Genomic DNA, 22,758 nt, shown 5'->3' on the forward strand with positions numbered 1-22,758 from the left:
CGATCTCATTCCTGGCAACGTGACGTGCGATTGGAGTTTGCTGAAAGGAAAGGGGGTTGGTTGCGGCAGGGCGTTCAAATCGGTTCCGGAACGAAATGCCTCGCTAGAGTTTCCAGACTTGACGGGTTGAAGGCTCGCAGGAACAGCTCCAGGTTGGCGAGCGACCAAAGCACCTTTTCGTGGTTTTGACGGCGGGCGAGATGCTCGTTGACCAACTGCCTCAAGACATCCCTGTCGCAGAAGGATGCCACACGTGCACCGTCGCAAACCAACAAATCGGAGATAAATTCGCGATGGGGACCGCGAAACCACTCCTCGATTGGCACGCGGAATCCGATTTTCTTGCGCGTCAGAGTCCCCGGTGGAAGAGTGTGCTGCATCGCTGCTCGCAATACTGACTTGCCGCCGCTCCGACCGACCAGGAAATTGTCCGGAAACCGCGCCACAAGCTTGGCGAGACTGGTGTCCATGAATGGCATCCTGCCCTCAATTGAACCCGCCATCATCATTCGGTCGGCGCGTTCAAGGAGGTTGTCGGGTAGCCACGACGTCTGATCGAAGAACAGCGTGCGCCGGACATTCGACCCGACGGCCATCGAGAATGGATGGGAATCCGGCGGCGTTACGGGCAGGGGGCGTCCGATAATGCGATCCCGTTCGTTAAGGGAAACTCCGCCAAACCAGAGTTGCATCCGGCTCGGCCAATCCCGCTCGCCCGCTGCAGTGGTCACGATCTTGGCGCGACGCATATCGTACGGGAGTGCACGCATTGCGGGTGATATGATGCGATCATGAATGGTCTGCGGAACCAGTCGTTGGTAAAGCTCGATCCACAACTCGGCTCGATGCTTGGGATAGCCGCCCAAAAGTTCGTCTGCTCCTTCTCCAGTAAGGACCATTTTCACCTTGCTCGCCGCCATATGCGACAGCATCATAACCGGAATATCGGCCGGTTCGGCCGCTGGGGCGCCGCGACGCAGCACAGCGGTCGGCCAGCTTCTCAAGAAGTCGTGCGGCTCCAGCACGATCTCCTCGTGATTGGTGTCGAATTGGCGAGCTATGGCGCGGGCGTGATCGAGCTCGGAGTAGCCGGCTTCACGAAAGCCAACCGAGAACGTGCGCACGCGCTCAGAGCTATGGCGGACCATGGCGGCCACAACCGCAGACGAATCGATGCCGCCAGACAAGTAGGCTCCAAACGCAACGTCACTCCGCATGCGAATTCGTACGGCATCATCGAATGTCGCCTTGAACATCCGGACTGCCTCGCCAAAGTCCGTGATGTCAGGCTCTGCCGATGCCAACGGTGGGACGAAATACCGGGTGATGTTTGTGCGTCCTTCGCGCCACACCAGGTGGCAGCCCGGGGGAAGCTTGCGCACGGCCTGAAAGAACGTCCTGGGTCCGGGGACATACCGATTGAGCAGATAATGCTCGATGGCATGCGGGTCGATCCGGGTATCCATGCCCGGGAACTTGAGCAGGGGCTCGATTTCCGACGCGAACAAGAGACCTGAGTTCTCGGCGATGAAGAGCGGCTTCTTGCCGAACGGGTCGCGCGCCAGAACAAGCTGTTGGGTCCTCGCATCCCATAGCCCGAACGCGAACATGCCACGGAACCGCTTGATCGAGTCCAGTCCCCAAGCCCGGTAGGCTTCGATCAGCACTTCCGTATCGGAGGACGTGCGAAAAGCGTGTCCGAGAGAGACGAGTTCCTCGCGCAACTCAATGTAGTTATAGATCTCTCCGTTGAAAACGAGTCCGATCGAGCCATCAGCGCTCCACATCGGCTGGGCTCCGCCCTCGAGATCGATGATCGAGAGACGCCTATGCCCCAAGCTGACCTGATGGTGCCCGCCGGCAGTGTCGCCTTGCCAGTAGCCTGCGCCGTCGGGGCCCCTGTGTTTCATGAGGTTGGTGAGGCGGACAAGGGTCTCGTAATCTTGCCGGTGCTTTCCCCGAAGTGCCCAGCCCAAAATCCCGCACATGGCCCCTGCCAGCTTCTTGTTTCCGGACAATGCTGTGGCCACGGATGTCCCTCAATGGGGCAAGCGGGTTAATCCTTGGAGGTTGCGTCATCATGTCCTCTCGACTTGCTCGCGAGGGTGGCGTGCGCATCACGCGCCGTCGCGACGTGCGCGTTCAACCAGCAGGGGGAGTCGAGCTGCTGAAATTCAGCACTGGGGCCAGTAAGCGGCCCCGGCGGCATGCGTGCCCGGACTACTTGGCCATTCCCTTCATGGCTGTCTTTCCTGTGACGATGCGAAGCGTTGCCGATGCGAGAGGCGGTTGACTGCGGCGGGCTGCTGGAGCGCCCGACCATTCGGATCTGGTCACCAATCCTGGTCGTCAATTGCTTGATGTGAGCGACCCGTGTCTCGGCCTTCACCAGCTTCGGAATTGACAGCTTACTCATCCGAAGAGAATCCCAAGCTGCGCAGGACTGACACTTTGCATCGGCAAAGTCGGTCACCCGCGGCTATGTGCAAGAAGGGCTGCATTCAGCCGGATCTGGGATCGCTCACGATGGCGAGCGCCTCATTGGCAATATCAGTGGAGAACTTTTTTGCTCCTGCTGTGACGATCACGCTGAATTTAGCTGCAACGGCAAGCACATATCACAGGCGACGGCGAGTTGGCCGCTTCAAACTATCGCCATGCTAAATAACTTTTTTTGCCATACTCCCTAATTAACCACCAACTCAGCAGTTGGGGATGGGCGATTCGCACTGCATTGGAATGTGCACGCAGTTAATCCTGTGATGCATCGGAAATCCGCTCGTGGCGTAGGCGTTGCGAGTGCGTGGTATGTCGCGCGCCTTCGCGCTGCGGCCGTAAATTCCCTTGTAAGCGTCAAAGAGAAAGCATCTCTGCGACCCATGGAGGCCTGAATTGGATACAACTGGGACAATCACATCATTTTCTTCCGCACCGATGACGAGGTTCTCGATCGGTGGCGACAGCTACGGCGTTCAGGATGCGAGCACGAGCTACAGCCTGACCAATCCGGACCCACAAACTCTGCGCTTCGAAGTCAAGCAGGGTGATTATGCCTGGTACGATAGCTCATCTGTCGATCGCTCGGAGGTTTCAGGCGTTAACAACATTCCCGGCGGCACTCCCATCGCCCTGAACTATCAGTTCATGGTGGAGGCAAATGGCTCCAACGGGTCATTTACGAATACGGCAGATGGCTGGTTCATCGTCGGACAGATGCACAATGATGACTGGTCGAGCGGAGTGGGCACCTCGCCGCCGTTCGCGATCCAGCTTGTTGGCGATCACCTGCAGATTGTCGCCAGATATGTCCAGCCGGGTCAGGACCCGAGCAACGGGGCTGGCAACGTGCAGATGCTCACGCTCTGGACTGATCCCAATCCGATCCAGACGGGCGTCTACAACAACATTCAAATACAGGCCGATGTTTCGAACACCGGTGGCGGGTATTTGAAGGTCTCGATCAACGGGACACAGGTCGTGAACTACAGCGGCCCCTTGGGTTATGGGCAGGCGACCAATTGGGAATACGGAATCTATCGGTCGTCGGCGCCCGAGACCGTTGCCGTCGATTACCGAAACATGACGCTGTTGACGGGGGCGGCGGCGACGTCGACGCAGCCGACCACACCGACGCAGCCGACCACACCGACCACGCCCACCACCCCGAACGTCGCGCCGACGGTCACGCAGGTCGCCGCTTCGCCGGGGACCGGAACCGAGCATGTCGGCGATGTCGTCACGTTGACCCTCACCTTAAGCGAGGCCGTGACCGTCACAGGTAAGCCGACGCTGTCGCTCAATGATGGTGCCAGCGCCACCTATGTTGGTGGCTCCGGGACAAGTACGCTCACCTTCCAGACGACGGTCGCGTCGACTAATACAAACACCTCGGCGCTCGCCATTACCGGGGTCAATCTCGCGAGCGGCGTGAGCATCACGGATTCCGGGGGGCTTGCCGCCAATCTCTCGGGTGCGGTGAAGACATTCTCCGGTCTCCAGATCTCGAACACGCCCATCATGCCGACGCAGCCAACCACACCGACGACTCCGTCGACGCCGACAGTGACTACGCCGGTGCTCTCCGTTGCGGACAGCTCGCTATGGGTCGCCGGCAGAGGTGGTCATGTCGACCTGGGGACAACGCTGTCCACGACCGATCCCAACGATAAAGTCAGCCTGAACATCAAAGGCCTGCCGAAATATGAGACGATCACGACCGGCGATGGCACGACGTTCAGGGGAGGCGACATCACGCTGAGCTCTGCGCAGGTTGCCAGCGGATTGACGCTGACATCGTACTACCGGGGCAATGCTCATCCGGTCGCGACTCTTACCCTGACCGCGAGCGCCACCGACCCGGTTACCGGCGCTGTGACTTCGGCGACGCCACAGACCATCACCGTCACGGATCCTCGGCCGTCCGCAACCTCAGGGAGCACGGCAAACCAGGACCATGGGTTGCACCATCACCTTGGGTCGGGCAGCAGCACGTTGGCAGCAACCGTGCCGCAGACCACCTCTTTGGCGAATTACGATACGGCCCAAGGGTCCCATGCGAGCCATAGCTTCGCGCTGCTGAACCAGTATCTGGCGGGTGGCTCTGGTCGGGTCGACGGGGGGCAGATCGCGGCAGCCATTTCGAATGGCACCGCCTGGACGCAGAACGCGTTCCTGACGAAGCCGCACCACTAACGCTCTGCCGCACCCGGGCACCTTGCGCCCGGGTGCGGCACCGTCAACTTTTTGGACGCCGAGCGGCAAAAGTCGTCGGTCAGCAGCCACGAGGGGCACGGTGAAAACCAATTCACAACAGAGGATTGCCGGCTGCCGCCGTTTGACGGACAATCGCCGTAAGAATTCCGATTCGATACTTCGTTGTGAGTGTAAAAACGCCTGAGTTTAGGTCAGTTTCCGGGCACAACTTGCGTGTGCATAAATCACAATTCGAAAGTTTTTTCGCCATTTTTGCTCGTTAACCAGCCTGCTCAGCCAGTCGGGGGGGCAATTTCAAATATCCCGTCGCGCTGAAATCTCCTCGCGGTTCGAGGCCCTAACGCTCTGATGATTGCTTGCGCCGTTTTGGCTGCGAGCACGCGTATGTCGCGTATCCTCGGATAGGCGTCATTGGAATTCCATGTGCATGCAAAGGACACAAACGCAGGCGGTAGCCGCGAAGGGTAGAGTAACGAAATGGCGATCCAGAACGGAAATGCCCACGCAACTCCAGATCTAGGGTTTCGAGCGCTGGCTCTGTTCCTGCGCCTTCATGGCGTGAACACTGAACCCGATCAGCTCCGCGATCGTTGCGGAGACAATGGGATAGGCATCCGCGGAATGCTTCGTTGCGCGCGCGAATTCGGGGTCAAAGTCCGTGCGACGACAATGGATTGGCCGCGGCTGGCCGGCATCCAGCTGCCTGGAATCGCTTCGCTGCATGACGGCGGATTCTTGCTTCTGGGAAAAATCGAGGATCAGGTAGCGCTTGTGCTGCACCCGACCTCGTCGCATCCGCGGCGGATGACGCGTGCGGAATTTGAGGCGATCTGGGATGGCGGCTTGATCTCGCCCGGCTCACAGAGCCTCACACACGGCGCACGTCATGCGATTGCCGACATCCGCGCCCGGGCAGTTGGCCTGGGCGCCGGCCTGATGCGCCACGCCGGTGGCCTGCTGATGCTTGTCCGCGACGGCTTGACCAAGGCTCGCGATACCTTGTTGACGAAGACGTCCGGCCTGCGGGCGCCCTTTAACGCTTCCGGCGATGTTGCGAACGAGGCCGCGGATATCGGGTCCCCGGCTGCGAGCATCGATTCCGAAGACGCCGACGAATCCGGACTCATTGCGCTCGCGATCTTGCTGCGTTGCCACGGAATCGCTGCCGACCCCGCCCAAATCCACCACCGGGTCGGCGCGGCGCGCCTCGGCGTTACTGAAATCCTGCGCTGCGCCAAGGAATTCGGGCTCAAGGCAAGGGTGCAGCGGACCAGCTGGGACAGGCTTGCAGTCACGCCGCTGCCGGGAATTGCACTGCTGCGCGACGGCAGCTTCCTGATTCTCGGCAAGCTGATCGACGGCAAGCTTCTCGTTCAGCGCCCGCTGTCTCCGCGCCCCGAAACACTTACCCAGGCCCAGCTCGAGGCCATCTGGGATGGTGGCCTCATTCTAATGGCCCGGCGCGCCAGCCTGACCGATCTCGCGCGACGCTTCGATATCGCCTGGTTCGTCGGCGCCATGCAGAAGTATCGCCGCCTGCTCAGCGAGGTGCTGGCGGCGTCGTTCTTCCTCCAGATCTTCGCCGTTGTCTCACCGTTGTTCTTCCAGGTGGTCATCGACAAGGTGCTCGTGCATCGAAGCATGAGCACGCTCGACGTTCTGGTCATCGGCCTTGTCGTGCTGACTGTGTTCGAAGCCATTCTCGAGACGCTGCGCGTTTATCTGTTCGCGCATACGACAAACCGTATCGATGTCGAGCTCGGTGCCAGGCTGTTTCGCCACCTCATGGCGCTGCCGATCGCCTATTTCCAGACGCGCCGCGTCGGGGATTCGGTGGCACGCGTCCGGGAGCTGGAGAATATCCGCCAGTTCCTGACGAGTTCGGCGCTCACGCTGGTCATCGACCTTCTTTTCACGGTCGTCTTCCTTGTGGTGATGTTCTACTACTCGACGACGTTGACCTGGATCGTGCTCGCGTCCTTCCCATTCTACATCGGCATATCGGCGGGAGCCGCGCCGCTGTTCCGCGCGCGCCTCGACGAGAAGTTCAATCGCGGCTCCGAGAATCAGGCCTTCCTGGTCGAAAGCGTCACCGGCGTCGAGACCTTGAAGGCCATGGCGGTCGAGCCACAGATGCAACGCCGCTGGGAAGAGCAGCTCGCCGGCTATGTCGCCGCAAGCTTCCGCGTGCTCAGCCTGAACAACACGGCGAGCCAGGCAGTGCAGATGATCAACAAGCTGGTCATCGCCGCGACCCTTTACTTCGGCGCGCGGCTGGTCATTGGTGGGGAGCTGACCGTCGGCGAACTCGTCGCGTTCAACATGCTGGCCGCGCGCGTCAGCACGCCGGTGCTGCGGCTTGCACAGGTCTGGCAGGACTTCCACCAGGCCCGTCTGTCGATCGACCGTCTCGGCGACATCCTCAACACCATTCCGGAGCCGAGCTTCACTCCGTCCCGCGCGGCTTTGCCGCCGATCCGCGGCCAGGTGAGGTTCGAGCACGCGACTTTCCGCTATCGCATCGACGGCCCTGAGGTGCTGCACGACGTGTCGTTCAGCATCGAGCCGGGCCAGGTCATCGGCATCGTCGGCTCGTCGGGGTCGGGCAAGAGCACCGTCACCAAGCTGATCCAGCGTCTCTATGTTCCGGAGAGCGGACGCGTGCTGGTCGATGGCGTCGACCTCGCAATGGTCGACCTGAGCTGGCTACGGCGCCAGATCGGCGTCGTGTTGCAGGAAAACGTGCTGTTCAACTGCACGATCCGGGACAACATCGCACTGACCGATCCGACCATGTCGATGGAACGTGTCATCGAAGCAGCAATGCTGGCCGGCGCGCACGACTTCATTCTGGAACTGCCCGAAGGTTACGACACCATCGTGGGCGAGCGCGGCAGCAGCCTGTCTGGCGGACAACGCCAGCGTATCGCAATCGCGCGCGCGCTGATCACCGACCCGCGCATCCTGATTTTCGACGAGGCGACCAGCGCGCTGGACTACGAAAGTGAGCGCGCGATCCAGCAGAACATGAGGCGGATTTCCGCCGGCCGGACCGTGATCGTTATCGCTCACCGGTTATCGACTGTACGTAATGCCGACCGGATCATCACGCTCGAGCATGGCCGCATCGTCGAGGACGGCAGCCATGATGAGCTGATCCAGACCAACGGCCGTTACGCCAATCTTCATTACCTGCAGGCCGGTATCCATGACATCCGCTAGTCGCAACATCGTCCCGTTTCCGAGACGCGAACTTCGGCGCCGGGAGCACGAGCTCGCATTTCTGCCGGCGGCGCTCGAAATCGCCGAGTCGCCGCCGTCACCGATCGGGCGTGCGATCGGAGCGAGCATCATCGCAATGTTCTGCATCGCACTGTTGTGGGCGACGCTCGGCAGTGTTGATATCGTCGCCACGGCGACCGGCAAGATCGTGCCCGGCGGCCGCACCAAGCTGATCCAGCCGTTCGAGACGGGTGTGGTCCGCGCCATCAAGGTCCGCGACGGCCAGAGCGTGAAGGCCGGCGACGTTCTGATCGAGCTCGACCCGACGATGACAGAGGCCGACCAGGAGCGTCAGAAGAGCGATCTGCTAGCGGCAGAACTCGACGCAGCGCGATTGCGGGCGGCACTTACAGCCGATCCGCTCGCCGCCTTCCGTGCTCCGCAGAACGCAAGCGCCGCAGAGATCGAGATGCATCGCCAGTTCCTGATCAGCGAGCGCGCCGAGCAAAATGCCAAGCTTTCCGAAATCGAGCGGCAGCAGGGGCAGAAGGAGGCCGAACGAGAGACGACATCGGCGAGTGTTGCCAAGCTGGAAGCAACCATTCCTGTGCTGCAGGAGAGGGTCGATATCCGTAAGGGCCTCGTCGAAAAGGCACTCGCTTCCAAGGTCGTCTATCTAACCGAGTATCAGGAGCTGGTCGCCATGCAGCAGGATCTTGTGCTGCAGAAGAGCCGGCTGCGCGAAGCCGATGCGGCGATCGCGCTACTGAAGGAAACAAAGCAGAAGGCTGCTGCAGAGTATCGCCGCGCGACCTATGACGCACTTGCGAAGGCCGAGCAGAAAGCTGCGAGCGCGGCGCAAGAGGTGATCAAGGCGGATCGGCGCACGAAGCTCCAGCGTCTGACCGCGCCAGTCGATGGCGTCGTGCAGCAGCTTGCCGTTCATACGGTGGGCGGCGTGGTGACCCCGGCTCAAGCGCTCGCAGTGGTGGTTCCGAGCGAGAGCCAACTCGAGATCGAGGCCATGCTCTCCAACCGCGATATCGGATTTGTCCATCCGGGGCAGGCGGCGGAGATCAAGATCGATACCTTCAACTTCACGCGCTACGGCCTGCTTCACGGCGACGTGCTCAGCGTATCGACGGATGCCATTACGCGCGACCGGACGCAGGGGTCGAATGACCACCCGTCGGGCGCCACGTCGAGCAGCAGCGAGCCGAAGGGTCAGGAGCTGGAGTATGCCGCGCGCGTTTCGCTCGACCGGACACACATGCAAGTGGAGGACAAGCTCGTCAAGCTTGGTCCGGGCATGGCGGTGACGGTCGAGATCAAGACCGGTACGCGCAGGATCATCAGCTACCTGCTCTCGCCGCTGGCGAGATACAAGCAGGAAGCGCTGCGGGAACGGTAAGAAGCGGTCTTGCTTAGGCGAGGCCTTGTGCCGCCGGACTAAGCCGGGCGCCACGCAGCCCCAATGCGGATGTTGGAAAGGCCCGGATCGCCGGTGACGCGATCCGGGTCGGCGCATCGCCGCCCAGACGTGAAGGCCCTAAGGCAACAGCTTTGCGGTCGTCGTTGAACGGCCCAGCGACCAGGCATTCTCGTCTGCGGGCAATCGAGGCGGGGCCTCATCCACCATCCCGTAGATCACCGGATCTGTTCGGACACCCCTGACACGCGGACACGGCGTGAGGTATCCGCCGCTGACCATCTCTACGCCACGCCGGGGCCACCGCGCTCCACCGGGACGTCCGTCGGCATCGTCCGCCGTATACCGATCTGGCTGCCGCTTTGAGGGCGCAACACGGCGCTTACCTCCAGGCAGCCTCTCAACGCATTTTGGTTACTTCGGATGGTGCGCTGTTCAGCTAGCGAATTCAATGCCACTGTCGGGCATTTCAGTTCAATGCAGGCGCTGATCGTGGTGGGATAGATCGGCCAGCATGCGGAAGGGTTAATCACCTTGTGCGGCTTCGTTGGCATATTCGAATTTACAGAGTCGTTTGAATCGGCGCGCAGCCGGGCGCTGGAGATGGCAAAGACGGTTAGGCACCGTGGCCCGGACTGGAGCGGCATTTATTCCAGCGAACGCGCGATGCTCGCGCACGAACGCCTTTCCATTGTCGACGTAGAACACGGCGCCCAGCCGCTTCTCGACGTCACCGCGGGTCGGGCGCTGGCTGTGAACGGAGAGATCTACAATCATGTCGCTCTGCGCGATGCACTGAAGCGGCCGCACGCCTGGAAAACGAAATCAGACTGCGAGATTATCCTGTATCTCTACGACGAGTACGGACCAGCTCTGTGCAAGATGCTGAGTGGCATTTTTGCGTTTGCCCTCTTCGACGAACATACCGGAGATTTCTTCGTCGCCCGGGACCACATCGGCATAGTGCCGCTTTATATTGGATGGAGCGGCGACGGCGTAACGTATGTCGCCAGCGAAATGAAAGCTCTTGATCCGGTCTGCGAGACGATCCAGGAGTTTCCGCCGGGACATTACTATAACGGCAAAGCCCGCGAATTCGTCAAATGGTATGATCCTGAGTGGGCGCATGCATTTCCAACCAAGAAGGTGTCGCTGCACGAGCTCCGGACTTCCCTCGAGACCGCAGTCAAACAGCAAATGATGTGCGACGTGCCTTACGGGGTACTTATTTCTGGTGGGCTCGATTCCTCGCTCATCGCAGCGCTCGCAGCACGACACCGCTTCAAGCGGATCGAGTCCGGGGAGACCGAGGAGGCCTGGTGGCCAAGGCTACACTCGTTCTCAGTGGGTTTGGAAAATTCACCCGACATGAAGTATGCGCGAAAGGTGGCGGCTCACATCGGCACGGTCCATCATGAAGTTGTTTTCACGGTGCAGGACGGGTTGGACGCGTTGCCCGATGTGATCCGGCATCTGGAAACCTTCGATGTCACCACCATTCGTGCCGGCACGCCGATGTATCTTATGGCGCGCAAGATCAAGGCAATGGGCATCAAGATGGTGCTGTCTGGAGAAGGCGCCGACGAGGTATTTGGCGGCTATCTCTACTTCCACATGGCCCCATCGGCAGAAGAATTCCATGAGGAGACTGTTCGAAAGCTCTTTGCGCTGAGCAGGTACGACTGCTGTCGCGCGAACAAGGCAACCGCTGCCTGGGGCGTCGAAGCCCGTGTGCCCTTCCTGGACAAGGAGTTCCTGGATTACGCGATGTCGATCAACCCTGCCGAAAAAATGTGCCCCGGTGCGAAGATCGAAAAGGGCATATTGCGCGAAGCTTTTACCGACCTGTTGCCGCAGGAGATCTTGTGGCGTCAAAAGGAACAGTTTTCGGACGGAGTGGGGTACAGCTGGATCGAGTGCTTGAGGAATCATGCCGAGGGTAAAGTCTCGGATCAGATGTTCGCAGAGGCGGGTAAGCGCTTTCCGAAGCAAACGCCGACTTCGAAAGAAGGCTACTTCTATAGAACCATCTTTGACAGCATCTTCAAGAATCCGACGGCCTGCCTAACGGTCCCCGTCGGTCCCTCGATCGCGTGTTCGACGCCGACCGCGTTTCTCTGGTCCCAGCAATTTGCGAGTATGGATGATCCATCCGGAAGGGCGGTGAAGGGCGTACACATCGAGGCCGTTGATAACATGTGAGCAGACTCCGGCCGCGAAGGCGCCGCCCGGGCCATCGGTCTGCTGCGGACCAGGTTGAGGGGATCGCGGCCTCCACGACAGCGTCGGTCCGAACTCGGCGGCCGGTGCGCCTGCACGAGCCTCTATCGCTGGATCTGGACGCCTGAACCGGGAGCAGACTGCGATCTTCCCATGTGCCTGGCAGTTCGGAAGGCGGCCGCGGCCAGTATCTCAATTTGCATTTGCTGCCCCGAAGAGCCGCAGCTTCTTTTTTGGAAAGTTCATAGCGATCGTTCGCAGCGTTCGTTTGGCATCGCGGAGCTTCGCCTCGATGTGGCGTTCTGGACCGTCTCTGCAAATTGCGATCCACTTCATGGCATACTCGCTATTTGCGAGATGGGCCTTGTGCCCGGCGCCACCAGCCAGGAAGTCGTAGCCGCTTTCCCCGCGTGAGATGCTATCCTCAATAGCCAGCACGTGGCTCACGAGCCCGGGCTTAATGCGGCCATCGCTCTCGTAAAGAAAGCCGCTTTGGTAGTTCAGGACACGGCCGTCATGCACGAAATTGTACACGACCCCAACCGTCTGATCGCCAACCAGCGTCCGTGAGATGCGGACCGCTCCTGTGGGAACTCCGCGCGCGATCAACTCCTCGTGGAACGGACGGAAGCCCGGATTGGCGAAAGCCCCTTTGCGCCCCCATCGCGACCGATGAAAGTCGCTCAGCAAATCGAACGCAGCCAGGGCCTCCGTCGTCGTTTCCATGATCCGGAATTCAAGGGGGCCTCGTTCGGCGTACAACCTCATGGCACGGCTCACGGCCTGGCGCGTACTGCGGCCCAGTGTGGCGCGGTAATCCTTCTTTTGCTGACGGGCCTTGGCGAAATCAACCCATAAGGCCGTATCAGCCTGCTTCACCTCGCTAACGAGCCCAGCCTTGCCCGCAGCGCGGCGAGCGGCCAACTCGAGGTCCGCATCAATTCCGGAAAGCACCAGCTGATCCGCGCGGCGCAAGCGGGACGTCAAAGCGTCGAGACCTGCCGGAATAATGGTGGCCGGTTGTTCTGCAAGGATACTATTGCACTCGATGAACAGCCGGTCGAAACGGGTATCTCCGGATTCATTGAGCAGCCAACGTGCCCGCGCATGCGGCCCAAGTCTCCAGGCTCTCCGCCGGCAGATGATCGCCAACCCGACGATCTTGCCTGACGACCGAGCTACGAGGACGTGCGGTTGCGTGCCATCCGGAATATGCCGCAGCCAAGTGCCGATCCAGAGCCAGGACAAGAAGAACGAGTGAGTGGCCCGAGCTTCGAGCTCCTTCCACGCGGTTTCAAGCCAGGCAATGCTCTCCAGAGCCTCCAGGCTGACATCGGTGACGGCATCGGGCATGCTCATTCTTGTTCAACGCCAGTGGACCGCAAGCGCGCTTTGATGAGAGAGCAAGGATCCTGCTGCAATGATCGCGCATAATCCCATGATCGGGCGGGCCTGCTCACACACGAATCCTTCTGGCGGCCACGCCATTGGGCGTCTGTGACCGTCGCCTCGGCCGGGCGGATGGCGGTACTATATCTGGAATTCGACCTATGTGCGGACCCTTTCTGGTTACCCACTCCTGCGACTTGTGCCTTCGGCGCGACTGTGCCGAGGGAGGCTGTGACCGGCCAGCTTTCGGCTGGCGCCGGCGCTCCGGCCGGGCGTCTGACGGCTTTGACTGTGCCCTCTCACCGTGACCTGCCATGTCTGCCCGTTACGTGCTGCCAGCGGCGGCGCGGCCAGTGCGATACGCTCTGGCAGCTATCGCGCTTCGATCGCGCTATTTCCGCAATTGTGAGATGGAACGACTACGATGGTCGGGATAGAGCCTGGACCGATGCCAGGAACGCTCCGAGCTGCTCGACCAAATCTGCGGCGATCGACTTGTCGACCATCAGAATTGTGGTGCCCGGTGTTTTGTCGGATGACCAGGCGCCCTGAGCGGAGATCGCAGCATGATCGGAGCGGACCTTCACAAGCACGCGAACTCTCTCTACGTTGAGACGCTCGCCGACGAGATTAGTCCCTTCCACAGAGCCGCCAGCAGTTTGCCTGCCGACTGCGACGGGCGAGACCTCTAGTATCGCCTGGGCCAACCAGATCGCATGCTTGTAGGGAATCGTCCAAATTGCCGAGCCATGATCGGCGTCAACATCGACTCTAAATGCCAGTCCGTCATCGGAAGTCTCAATCCCGCGAAAACCCGTGATGGTTTGTCGGTCAAGCGTGCCGTCTCGATTGGTCAACGCGGGCCTCAATTTTGCTTTCGCGATAGTGAGCGTTGCTATTCCGGATTCAACCTGTTTTCGAGTGAGCTGATCGCTCCGCAATTGGGCGGGACCGTCGCTCCCTAGGCTGGAGCGGCGATCCCTTATCGCACGATAAGTTTGGCCGGGGTGTGGGTGTCCGCCAATCCGCACGACTGAGGACACGGTAAATCGGCAAATGCCTGCGGCAAATTGCCATTCTGAACTAGTCCTAACTAAGAGGTTCAACAGCACGTCGCCTCTTGGGGCAAAGGTATTAGCGCGCTGCAAAAATTGCGAAATCCTGGTGACGAAATTCAAGGGAGAGACGTAAAGTCATTGGTCGAGGTTGACCGCTACAACCTCCGAAGCCCCGTAGCCCCAGCTCCCCCTGAGCTAGGGCTCCCCGCGCCACGGACGTCTGGCCGCGACAATGAAGAGGCCGCCAAGTGAGGCGACCTTACATTCCCGCGCAAATCCAGCTTTCAACCACTCCAGCACGACGGCTGAAATACGGACAGCGCCCCGGTCGGTGCTGTCCAAGTTAGGTCACTCGCAGGAGCGGATTAGGCCATTGGCGCACCATCATTGGAACAACAATACCCCGTGTAACTCCGACGGGGTGAGTTCAGGCCCTAAGCCTTGCACCCCGGTAACGGCCCCGGTCTATCGCCCAGATCGGGGCTGTTTCTTTTCGGCGGAGCAGCGGCTGGTAGCCCGCCCATCGCGGCATGTGCACGCTATGGGCGTCGAATTCTCTCCATCGCGGGCAAGAGGCGGCATCTGCAGAAAGAGAGAGCATGGGCGGGGGGCTGGTCGGCTGCGGCTCCAATTGGCTCACAGCGCAAAGCTGCGTCGCCGGCTTCGAGTTGGTCGCGGCGCCTCGATCGTTAGTAGAAGCGCAATCTTTCTCCCGCAGCATCGTTCAAATTTTCATTGGTTATTGATGGGCTCGGAAATGATTGCTTTTCCCGACAGGCGAAAGTCTGTGCGTAATCCATCGCTGGATAATGCCTTGATCAGGTTTGGTGACTTGGCGCTGTGCTGTATCGTTGGTGACATCACGGAGAACGGCGCGGCGCTGAAGGCGGATGATCCGCCATCACCTCTTCCCGACCACTTCACGCTGATCGTTCCACCTAGCAAGACCTACTCGTGCAACGTCGTTTGGCGAAGAGGTGCATGGGTTGGCGTCGTGTTCGTTACTGAATGAAACGAGCCAACCACGACTTCAGATATCCTGAGCAATTGGCGGAGAGCTGACAGCGCCGCTCGTCTCAGCAAAGGCAGTCATGCCAAGCCAGAGGTAGGCGCGACCAACGTAGGTTATGAAGCCTCGGCGTAAGGTACCGGGCGAAACCAAATGAAGAAGGCCGCCAAATTAGGCGGCCTTACCCTGCAGTCCTAGGATTTGTTTCCGTCATTCAATTGGGCACTAGTCCCGGCGAGCACAGCCTGCCGCTTAAGTGTGCACTTGTCTCTGCGTATCGGGCGAGCTTTAGCAGCGCTTCCTTGGCTGCACACGGGGCAAGGGCTGCGGCCTCGTTCCGCAACTCTCTAGCTCGCTCTGCGAGCCGTGCCTCGAGAGTATCCCTCTGAACCACGCGTTGGCGTAATTGTCCCATGCGCTTTCCCTCGAAAGGTCCCCACCCGGAACTTACGATTCCAAGCTTTAACAGCGCGTAAAAGCTCCCCTGGAGGAAGCTGTTCTGTGACGCCAAGACGGCGCGAAGAGGGCACCAAATGGGATAAATTGCGAATTGCCTGGCAAAGCACAGATTTTGCGGAAGGCCGAGGGGGGCGAGCGCTACGCGTCTCCGAACCTTTCAAGCCAGTGAAATGTCTCTGTTCTGATACAGCATCTGGCGGTTGAGAGCGTGCACCATGACCCAGCGAGTCATTCCGGCGCGGGAGTTGTCGTTTTCATGCCGAATCAAGCGTCACTCGCGCCTGCTTTGAATTGCGATACCCGGGCGATGGAGTTCGTTACAGATGGTGTGTCGATCTCGCAACGTCTCAATAGTTTCGCTGGGTATCGGACGTGTTTGGGCTTCACGTCGTTGCTAATTCATCGTCTAATAATGACGGACCTTCGGCGGCGATTTTATTTCCAAGACGTTCATTTGAGATCGGGTCCAGGAGGTCGCTGTCCAGCGCCAGCGGCCTCTTCGTTTTGCTTCATTGAATTGCAAAGGACCGTCCAATGCCGATACAGGTGTGGGCCGTTGCCGCTTCGATCGGCTGGACAGCCGTTGTGGGCACGATGCTGCTGTATATGATTTTCGGCCCCGGCTAGTTCGACGACGCTGCGATGAGTCGCGTTACTGGTGTACGACCGTCGGCAGGGGGACACCACCGCGACATGGCAGCGTGTGGATCCCGCTCTTGAGCTTGCTTCAGCGCTGGCACCGGCCACCGCGGGAAATGCTCGGGCCTCTCGGATATCCGCGGAATTTTAGCCTAATGGCAGGCATGGGCCGCCGCTTCTCATTGTCGCCATGCTAGCTCATTTTTTTTGCCATACTCCCTAATTAACCAATCAAGTCTCGCAGTTGGGGGGCAATCCCACTGCAACGATATGTGTTGGCGGTCACCGCGATACATCGGAAGTCTGCTTGCGGCACAAGGTGTTGTGAGCACGTGGTATGTCGCGCGCCTTCGCGATGCGCGGCAGTGGAATTCCCTTGTAAACGTCAAAAGAGAAGAATCTCTGCGACCCACGGAGGCCTGAATTGGATACGACCGGGACAATCACATCATTTTCGTCCACACCGATGACGAGATTTTCGATCGGTGGCGACGTCTACGGAGTGCAGGATGCGAGCACGAGCTACAGCCTGACCAATCCTGACTCACAAACTCTGCGCTTCCAAGTCCAGCAGGGTGATCATGCCTGGTACGACAGCTCATCTGTCGACCGCTCGGAGGTTTCAGCCGCGGTCAACATTCCCGGCGGCACTCCGCTCAACTTGAATTATCAGTTCATGGTGGAGGCAAATGGCCCAAATGGGTCATTTGCGAATACCGCAGATGGCTGGTTCATCGTCGGCCAAATGCACAATGATGATAACGCGAGCGGAGTGGGCACCTCACCGCCGTTTGCGATCCAGCTTGTTGGCGATCATCTGCAGGTTGTCGCGAGATATGTCCAGCCGGGCCAGGATCCGAGCAACGGGGCCGGCAACGTGCAGATGCTCACGCTCTGGACCGACCCCAACCCAATCCAGGCGGGTGTGTACAACAACATTCAAATACAGGCAGACGTTTCGAACACCGGTGGCGGGTATTTGAAGGTCTCGATCAACGGCACACAGGTCGTGAACTACAGCGGCCCCTTGGGTTATGGGCAGGGCACCAATTGGGAGTACGGAGTCTATCGGTCGACGGCGCCCGAGACCGTTGCCGTCGATTACCGAAACATGACGCTGTTGACGGGGGCGTCGGCGACCGTCACGTCGCCGTCAACTCCGGCACAGCCAACCACACCGACCACGACCCCAACTACGGTCACCAGCCCGACCACCATTGTCGCGCCGGCTGTAGCACAGGACACCACTTCGCCGGCGGCCGCGATAGCCGCCCCGGCGGCAGCCGTTACAGCGGCCGACCCCAGCGCTCTAGGCGCCATGGGCGCCATGGGAGCCATGGGAGCCATGGGAATGGCGCCGACGTCGGCGTCCGGTTGGTCGACGCCAGCGGCCGCCCCAACCACTGGAAGCCCGGCAGGCCTGGATCTTACGCGTTTTGGATTTGACACCAGTACGCTGGCAACCGCCGCGCCGCAGACGACCAGTTGGTGGGGAGATCAAGGCACGGCCGCTGCGTCTCAGGCAAGCAACAGCTATGCGCTGCTGAACCAGTATCTGGCGGGTAGCTCGGGTGGGGCTAATGGCGGCATGATCGCTGTAGCGATGAGTGGCCCTGCCTGGACACAGAACTCGTTCCTGACCAAGCCTCAGAGCTAAGGACTACCGGGCCGCGCGGGGTTTATCTGCGCGAGGCCCGTTCTCCTGCGCGGCGCCTCAGGCAAATCGGCCGTTCTTGGCCCAACGGGTTCGCATGTGAGACCCGCTCTCGCGGTATTCGAGCCGCCCGTGATCTTTTTGCGTACCGCAGGCCGGCCCGATGTCCGGCCCGTGTTACTTGGTCCTGGTGAAGCATTGGTCGTTGATCTTCTCGATGTCGATCCGCCCGTCCCGACGGGCTCGAATGTTCGGGAGTGGGGTGGTCGTGCCGGCACGAGCGGTCCCTGAAGCGTTCTTCAGTTTTTCGCAAGGCGAAACAGCAAGGCCATGAGGCGATACTGAAGCAAAATGTTTGCCGGCGACCCGCAGCAAGTGAGGCGCGTTTCCCAGCCGTCCAGCCTCGTTGTTCGGCGTCCTTCGGTGCGGATCTTCGATTACCAAAATGAGTACCGCATATTAGGTCAGCAAAACTTCCCGAAAGCAGTCAAACCTCGCTGCTGACCTGGAGCATCCCTGGAGAGGACTGTGGATCGGCTGGCTATCATCGCACTCGCGATCGTAATCGCGGGGCTTCTGAGCGGCGGCGTCTATTCGGTGTCGAGTTCAGGCCTCAGCACTGCAATAGTCATCAATCGCTTCACCGGCGCAGCGTGGTCGTGCAGCGTCGTTTGCGAACTCATCGAAACACGCCGGAATTCAAAATGAGGCATTTTGGCCTCGACGCGCGCATGATCTGCTGCGCCAGGCACGCCGGACTGACTTCGCCGATGCGGAGAGCTTGCACGTCATCGTAGGCTGGGGCGTGGATCAGGGCTGGAGCCAGCGTCTCGACAGGTCTGGCCTAAATCACGAGGCAGGTTATGGCTCAACCTGAGAACGGCATGGCCGCGCCTACGGCGGTCGCTGGCTCATTTTATCACCGGACAGACAATTCCTCCCGGAAACGTTGGTTGTGGCCATTGGCTGCCTCCGCAAGGGAGACGATAAGCCGTTCCTCGACAAGACCGACGACAACGTTTCCTCAAACCACGCCGAACTGTCCTCGGCTTCCAGGAGGGCCCGGAAGAGGGACGCTCGGCAGGACCAAGCGGCGGCGCCCGCCGAGGCCGCTGCTCGCCCCGGGCGGCCTGGAGGCGACACGGCCGACCTGTCAGGCCGCTGTACCGCGCCTGGAGGAGGTTGGGGCAGTCCGACCATCCGGCCGAGCCGCTGGCTCGGATCATGGCTGGCGGCTGATTGGCGCTGATTGCAAGGCTGCATACAGCGAGCCATTGCCGGCGAGGGCCAGTGACCACACCGCGGTGGTCGGCATCGAGGGACAGGACGGACGATGACGGCACATGGGAGGTTGATCGGGGGTCTCTGAAGCAGCCGACGACCCCGCGGAATGCGACTTGGTGATGACTGGACGTGGTGACGACTATTCGGGTCCCAGAGGCTGCTGCCATCTAGCTGCCGCGATAGCCACTCGGGTTCTGCATCTGCCAGCGCCAATGATCTGTACACATCTGTGTCAGTGATCGCCTTGAGGTCCAGCCCAGCAGATTTTTAGCGAGCGTCGGATCCGCGTAACAGGTGGCGACATCGCCGCTCCTGCGTTGGTCAATCACATACGGAACTGGCCGGCCACTCACGGTCTCGAACGTCTTGATCACCTCCAGGACGCTGCTGCCGCTTCCCGTTCCGAGATTGACGGTCAGAATGCCGGGGTGTCTCAGCTCGCTCAAGGCGCTCAGATGTCCCGATGCAAGATCGACGACATGAATGAAGTCGCGGATGCCGGTGCCATCCGGAGTATCGTAGTCATCTCCCCAAACCTGCAGCTTCTCACGTCGCCCGATGGCGACTTGCGCCACAAGCGGCAACAAATTGTTGGGCACGCCGAGCGGGTCTTCTCCGATAAGCCCGCTTTCGTGCGCGCCGACGGGATTGAAGTAGCGCAGGATGGCGATCCGCCAATCGCTGTCGGACCGATAGAGATCCCTTAGGATCTCTTCGACAAAATACTTCGTGCGACCATACGGATTTATTGGTCCTACGGGATGTTTCTCGTCCAGCGGCAGATATGCGGGCGTGCCGTAAACCGTCGCGGACGAACTAAAGACCATCGTTTTCACATCGGCACGCGACATCGCCGACACGAGCCGCATCGTCCCCACGACGTTGTTTTGGTAATACGTCATGGGTTGAGTGCCGGACTCACCGACCGCCTTGAGCCCGGCGAGGTGAATGACCGCGGTCACGCCATGAGTGCGCAGAATCTCGTAAATCGCGTCCTCATCGCAGATATCGATCTGCCGGAATACGAGCGATCGCCCGCAGATGGCCTGTACCCGTTCGAGCGATGCGCGATTGCTGTTGCAGAGATTGTCGACCGCAACGACATCCAGCCCGGAGTCGAGTAGGGCGACCGCAATATGGGACCCGATATAGCCGGCGCCTCCGGTCAACAGGATCATTCTGATTCCATTTCCATTCCGCGTCTGCCCGCGAAATCTGAGATCGCGACGACGACTCCAGCCCGCGGTGACAGACCGAAATCAAGACGACACGCGCACGATCACCGGGGATTTGTAGTTGTATTTGTAGTTGTCCTGGCAACGCCCGCGTCAAGCGTTTGCGCTGACACCAAGGCGGCCGGCACCAATGGTGCCGATCGCCACATCGATGAGTGCCGCATCCAACGATGTGGCACGGACTTCAGCTCGAGATATCCGGCCGAAAGCTTCCCGGTGGGTGGCCGAACCAGTTTCGGCTATTTCCGCAGTCGGATCGCCCCGTCGGCCTTCGAACCAATATCCTTGCGGGCGTGGCCGTTCGTAAGAGGCACTTCGAAGAAGTTTACCGCATGGTCACTTGAACCGAGCGGCGCGGGCCGGCCTGTCCTCGCGATTTTGGGAAGTTCTCGCTTCGGTGGGAGGAGGCGCTCGGTTGCGTCAGCGGCCTGGTACGCCGTCCCGCTTGATGGCCGAGCTGTAGGTCGATGGTTCAGCCCCCAGATCGCCGCCTGTGTTCTGTTCTGAACACGAATCTTGCGGAGGATCGCCTTGATGTGAACCTTCACCGTAGCTTCGGCGATATCGATCTTGCGTGCGATGCACTTGTTGGAATCGCCCTCGATCAGACACTGGAGAATAGAGATTTCTCGCGGCGAAAGCTGCTGTGCGAGCCTACCATCCGCGTTCGCCGTGGCATGGCTATAATCGAGGCGTGGAGGGACACCGTCCGCGTCACGCTTTTCGGCATCAAGAGCGGACGTCAAGAAGTCGGTCGGAAATACCGTTCCGCCCATCATGACGAGCTCGATGGACTTGATGAACGCATCGCAGTTCATCACGTCGATGAAATAGCCGGTGACGCCGGCTCGGATCGCAGCAGTCAACTCGCTCAGTCGATAGTGATCTGCGACGACAGCAATGCGTCCATCCGCGTGACGGCGCTTGAAACACTCGATCTGCTCGATCGTAGGGCCGAAATCGTCGCCACTGTGAACGACCAGGAACAGTGCCGGACACACTGAAACGCTCCCGACATTGACCTTGCCAGACAAATCGTCTGCATCGGAAATTGAAGGAAAGACTTGAAAATTTTCGGAGTTTAGAATTCTGGCGAGACCTTCTTTCCGAAGACTGCTTTCACCACCAAGCACAATAGAAAAAGAATATTGTCGTCTCATGGAACTCTCCTGGACGCTACAAAAAAAATATGCAACAGGCTCATCGGTTTAACCCGACTCGTTTCTTGGATGGCTTGCCAAGCCAAAACAGCGACGCATTGAAAACTGCTTCTTCAAATTCCGGTCGCTTGGGCAGGAATTTGGGGCGAAAAAAGCCCTAAGCATGCGTCAAAAGATTTACTAACATTAGATGCTAATCCCCAATATCCCTATATACCGTTGGTTATAGACATTCCTTGGGATGTCGCCCGTAATATCACGCCCGTGTTTTGACGGAGATTTGTCGAACAACGCTCGCTTAGGGCGGCGTCGATACTACGATGCTATTTAAGATTGTAAGACTGCCGGAATTCGGCCTAGCCGCGATGAGAAAATTTGACTTGAATGCCTCAAATTGAAGTAGCTTGGGAGGATATTGGGGTGCCGATTTGAACTGGGGGGACTGAGGATTGGCCGAAAATGCATTTCAGTCGTGTGGTCATTGCTAGCAGATATCCCGTTGTTTTACTGGGTCTGAACTGTCTGCTGGAAGCAGAACGTGATTTCAGGGTTGCTGCTCGATGCAGCGATAGCGCGAGTTGTTTGAATGCAATTCGCGCTCTCGTGCCCGATATCGCCATTTTGGACATATCGATGCCTGACATTTTTGGGCAGGCATTGCTCGATATCGCAAATTACCGGACTCCTGCTGTTCGGCTCGTGTTCCTCGCAACCTCCGTTGAGGATCGCGACCTCACCATGTTGGCGGAAGTGGGCGCCTTTGGTGTTATCCTGAACGACGAGGAGCCCGAAACTCTTCTCCAGACATTGCGGCAAGTCGCAGACGGCCACAGGATGCTGCCTGCGCCTTCGAGCGAGGTCGCTATCTCTTCCGGGCAGTCCGCGATTTTGGAGAAGCATCTTGCCGTGCTGACGGACCGGGAGCGTCAGATCATGCGTCTGGTATCGGAGGGATTGTCAAACAAGGAGATTGGCCGTCGTTTGAAGGTAACTGACGGCACCATCAAGGTTCATCTCCACCACATCTTTCGCAAGCTCGAGATCGGCAACAGGACAGCTCTTGCTACGCTCGCGGTCTCATACGCAGGGCAAAGCGGCTTGCCTTCCGATTAGCACGCAGGCGTTTTGACTTAGGACGATATCAACCGACTTGGCGCTCGGGTGCGCAGGGTATTGGATGAGCGGTGACGGGAAGCACCGTTTCGCCGCATGAGTCCGCGCTTGACTGTCGATGGCGCCATTCAACGTCCATCGCATCGGAACTGCTCCGTCGCGGGCACGCTTTGT

At 59.6% G+C, this 22,758-nt stretch carries 14 protein-coding genes; 8 read left to right on the top strand and 6 right to left on the bottom strand.

Annotated features, from left to right (window positions below; all coding sequences use genetic code 11):
* Positions 1–74 precede the first annotated feature (74 nt).
* Together asnB (ACVIGB_RS49065) and ACVIGB_RS49070 are read right to left on the bottom strand one after the other, a co-directional pair.
* Entirely contained in the window at positions 75–2,030 is a 1,956-nt protein-coding gene (gene asnB / locus ACVIGB_RS49065) for an asparagine synthase (glutamine-hydrolyzing) (RefSeq protein ID WP_456723831.1), read from the bottom strand.
* 26 nt (positions 2,031–2,056) lie between these two features.
* Complete coding sequence (locus ACVIGB_RS49070; protein ID WP_456723830.1) at positions 2,057–2,416, bottom strand: hypothetical protein; 360 nt, start codon at positions 2,414–2,416, stop codon at positions 2,057–2,059.
* 476 nt (positions 2,417–2,892) lie between these two features.
* Between ACVIGB_RS49070 and ACVIGB_RS49075 the strand changes: the two genes are divergently transcribed.
* The 4 genes from ACVIGB_RS49075 (at position 2,893) to asnB (ACVIGB_RS49090) (ending at position 11,566) form a co-directional block, all read left to right on the top strand.
* Positions 2,893–4,692 (top strand): heparin lyase I family protein, encoded by a 1,800-nt coding sequence (locus ACVIGB_RS49075; protein WP_456723829.1) that lies wholly within the window; start codon positions 2,893–2,895, stop codon positions 4,690–4,692.
* A gap of 498 nt (positions 4,693–5,190) precedes the next feature.
* Entirely contained in the window at positions 5,191–7,935 is a 2,745-nt protein-coding gene (locus tag ACVIGB_RS49080; RefSeq protein WP_092125494.1) for a type I secretion system permease/ATPase, read from the top strand.
* Positions 7,922–9,346, top strand: a complete 1,425-nt coding sequence (locus ACVIGB_RS49085) for an HlyD family type I secretion periplasmic adaptor subunit (protein ID WP_092125495.1) — start codon at positions 7,922–7,924, stop codon at positions 9,344–9,346. The genes ACVIGB_RS49080 and ACVIGB_RS49085 overlap by 14 nt, the downstream gene beginning before the upstream one ends.
* 552 nt (positions 9,347–9,898) lie before the next feature.
* Positions 9,899–11,566: an asparagine synthase B gene (gene asnB / locus ACVIGB_RS49090; RefSeq protein WP_456723828.1), complete on the top strand. Its 1,668-nt coding sequence runs from the start codon at positions 9,899–9,901 to the stop codon at positions 11,564–11,566.
* 210 nt (positions 11,567–11,776) lie between these two features.
* On the opposite strand, the gene ACVIGB_RS49095 is transcribed toward asnB (ACVIGB_RS49090), so the two are convergent.
* Positions 11,777–12,937, bottom strand: coding sequence for a GNAT family N-acetyltransferase (locus tag ACVIGB_RS49095; protein WP_456723827.1), 1,161 nt, complete (start codon positions 12,935–12,937; stop codon positions 11,777–11,779).
* A 455-nt stretch (positions 12,938–13,392) separates the two neighbouring features.
* Positions 13,393–13,830 (bottom strand): hypothetical protein, encoded by a 438-nt coding sequence (locus ACVIGB_RS49100; RefSeq protein WP_092125497.1) that lies wholly within the window; start codon positions 13,828–13,830, stop codon positions 13,393–13,395.
* Positions 13,831–14,788: 958 nt separating this feature from the next.
* On the opposite strand from ACVIGB_RS49100, the gene ACVIGB_RS49105 reads away from it, so the two are divergent.
* From ACVIGB_RS49105 to ACVIGB_RS49115, 3 genes are all read left to right on the top strand, one after another.
* Positions 14,789–15,043 carry a PilZ domain-containing protein gene (locus ACVIGB_RS49105; RefSeq protein WP_143046909.1) on the top strand — a complete coding sequence of 85 codons (255 nt, stop codon included), beginning with the start codon at positions 14,789–14,791 and terminating at the stop codon, positions 15,041–15,043.
* Positions 15,044–16,562: 1,519 nt separating this feature from the next.
* Positions 16,563–17,795, top strand: coding sequence for a heparin lyase I family protein (locus ACVIGB_RS49110; protein ID WP_456723825.1), 1,233 nt, complete (start codon positions 16,563–16,565; stop codon positions 17,793–17,795).
* 525 nt (positions 17,796–18,320) lie between these two features.
* Positions 18,321–18,500, top strand: a complete 180-nt coding sequence (locus ACVIGB_RS49115) for a hypothetical protein (protein ID WP_171948146.1) — start codon at positions 18,321–18,323, stop codon at positions 18,498–18,500.
* A 743-nt stretch (positions 18,501–19,243) separates the two neighbouring features.
* Here the strand turns inward: ACVIGB_RS49115 and galE are convergent.
* On the bottom strand, positions 19,244–20,254 hold the full coding sequence (galE, locus tag ACVIGB_RS49120; RefSeq protein WP_456723824.1) for a UDP-glucose 4-epimerase GalE: 1,011 nt from the start codon (positions 20,252–20,254) through the stop codon (positions 19,244–19,246).
* Positions 20,255–20,550: 296 nt separating this feature from the next.
* A complete protein-coding gene (locus ACVIGB_RS49125; RefSeq protein WP_456723823.1) occupies positions 20,551–21,471 on the bottom strand; it encodes a LuxR C-terminal-related transcriptional regulator in 921 nt (306 codons plus the stop codon).
* A 459-nt stretch (positions 21,472–21,930) separates the two neighbouring features.
* Between ACVIGB_RS49125 and ACVIGB_RS49130 the strand changes: the two genes are divergently transcribed.
* Complete coding sequence (locus tag ACVIGB_RS49130; RefSeq protein ID WP_456723822.1) at positions 21,931–22,584, top strand: LuxR C-terminal-related transcriptional regulator; 654 nt, start codon at positions 21,931–21,933, stop codon at positions 22,582–22,584.
* Positions 22,585–22,758: the final 174 nt, after the last annotated feature.

Source organism: Bradyrhizobium sp. USDA 4341, assembly GCF_054063755.1.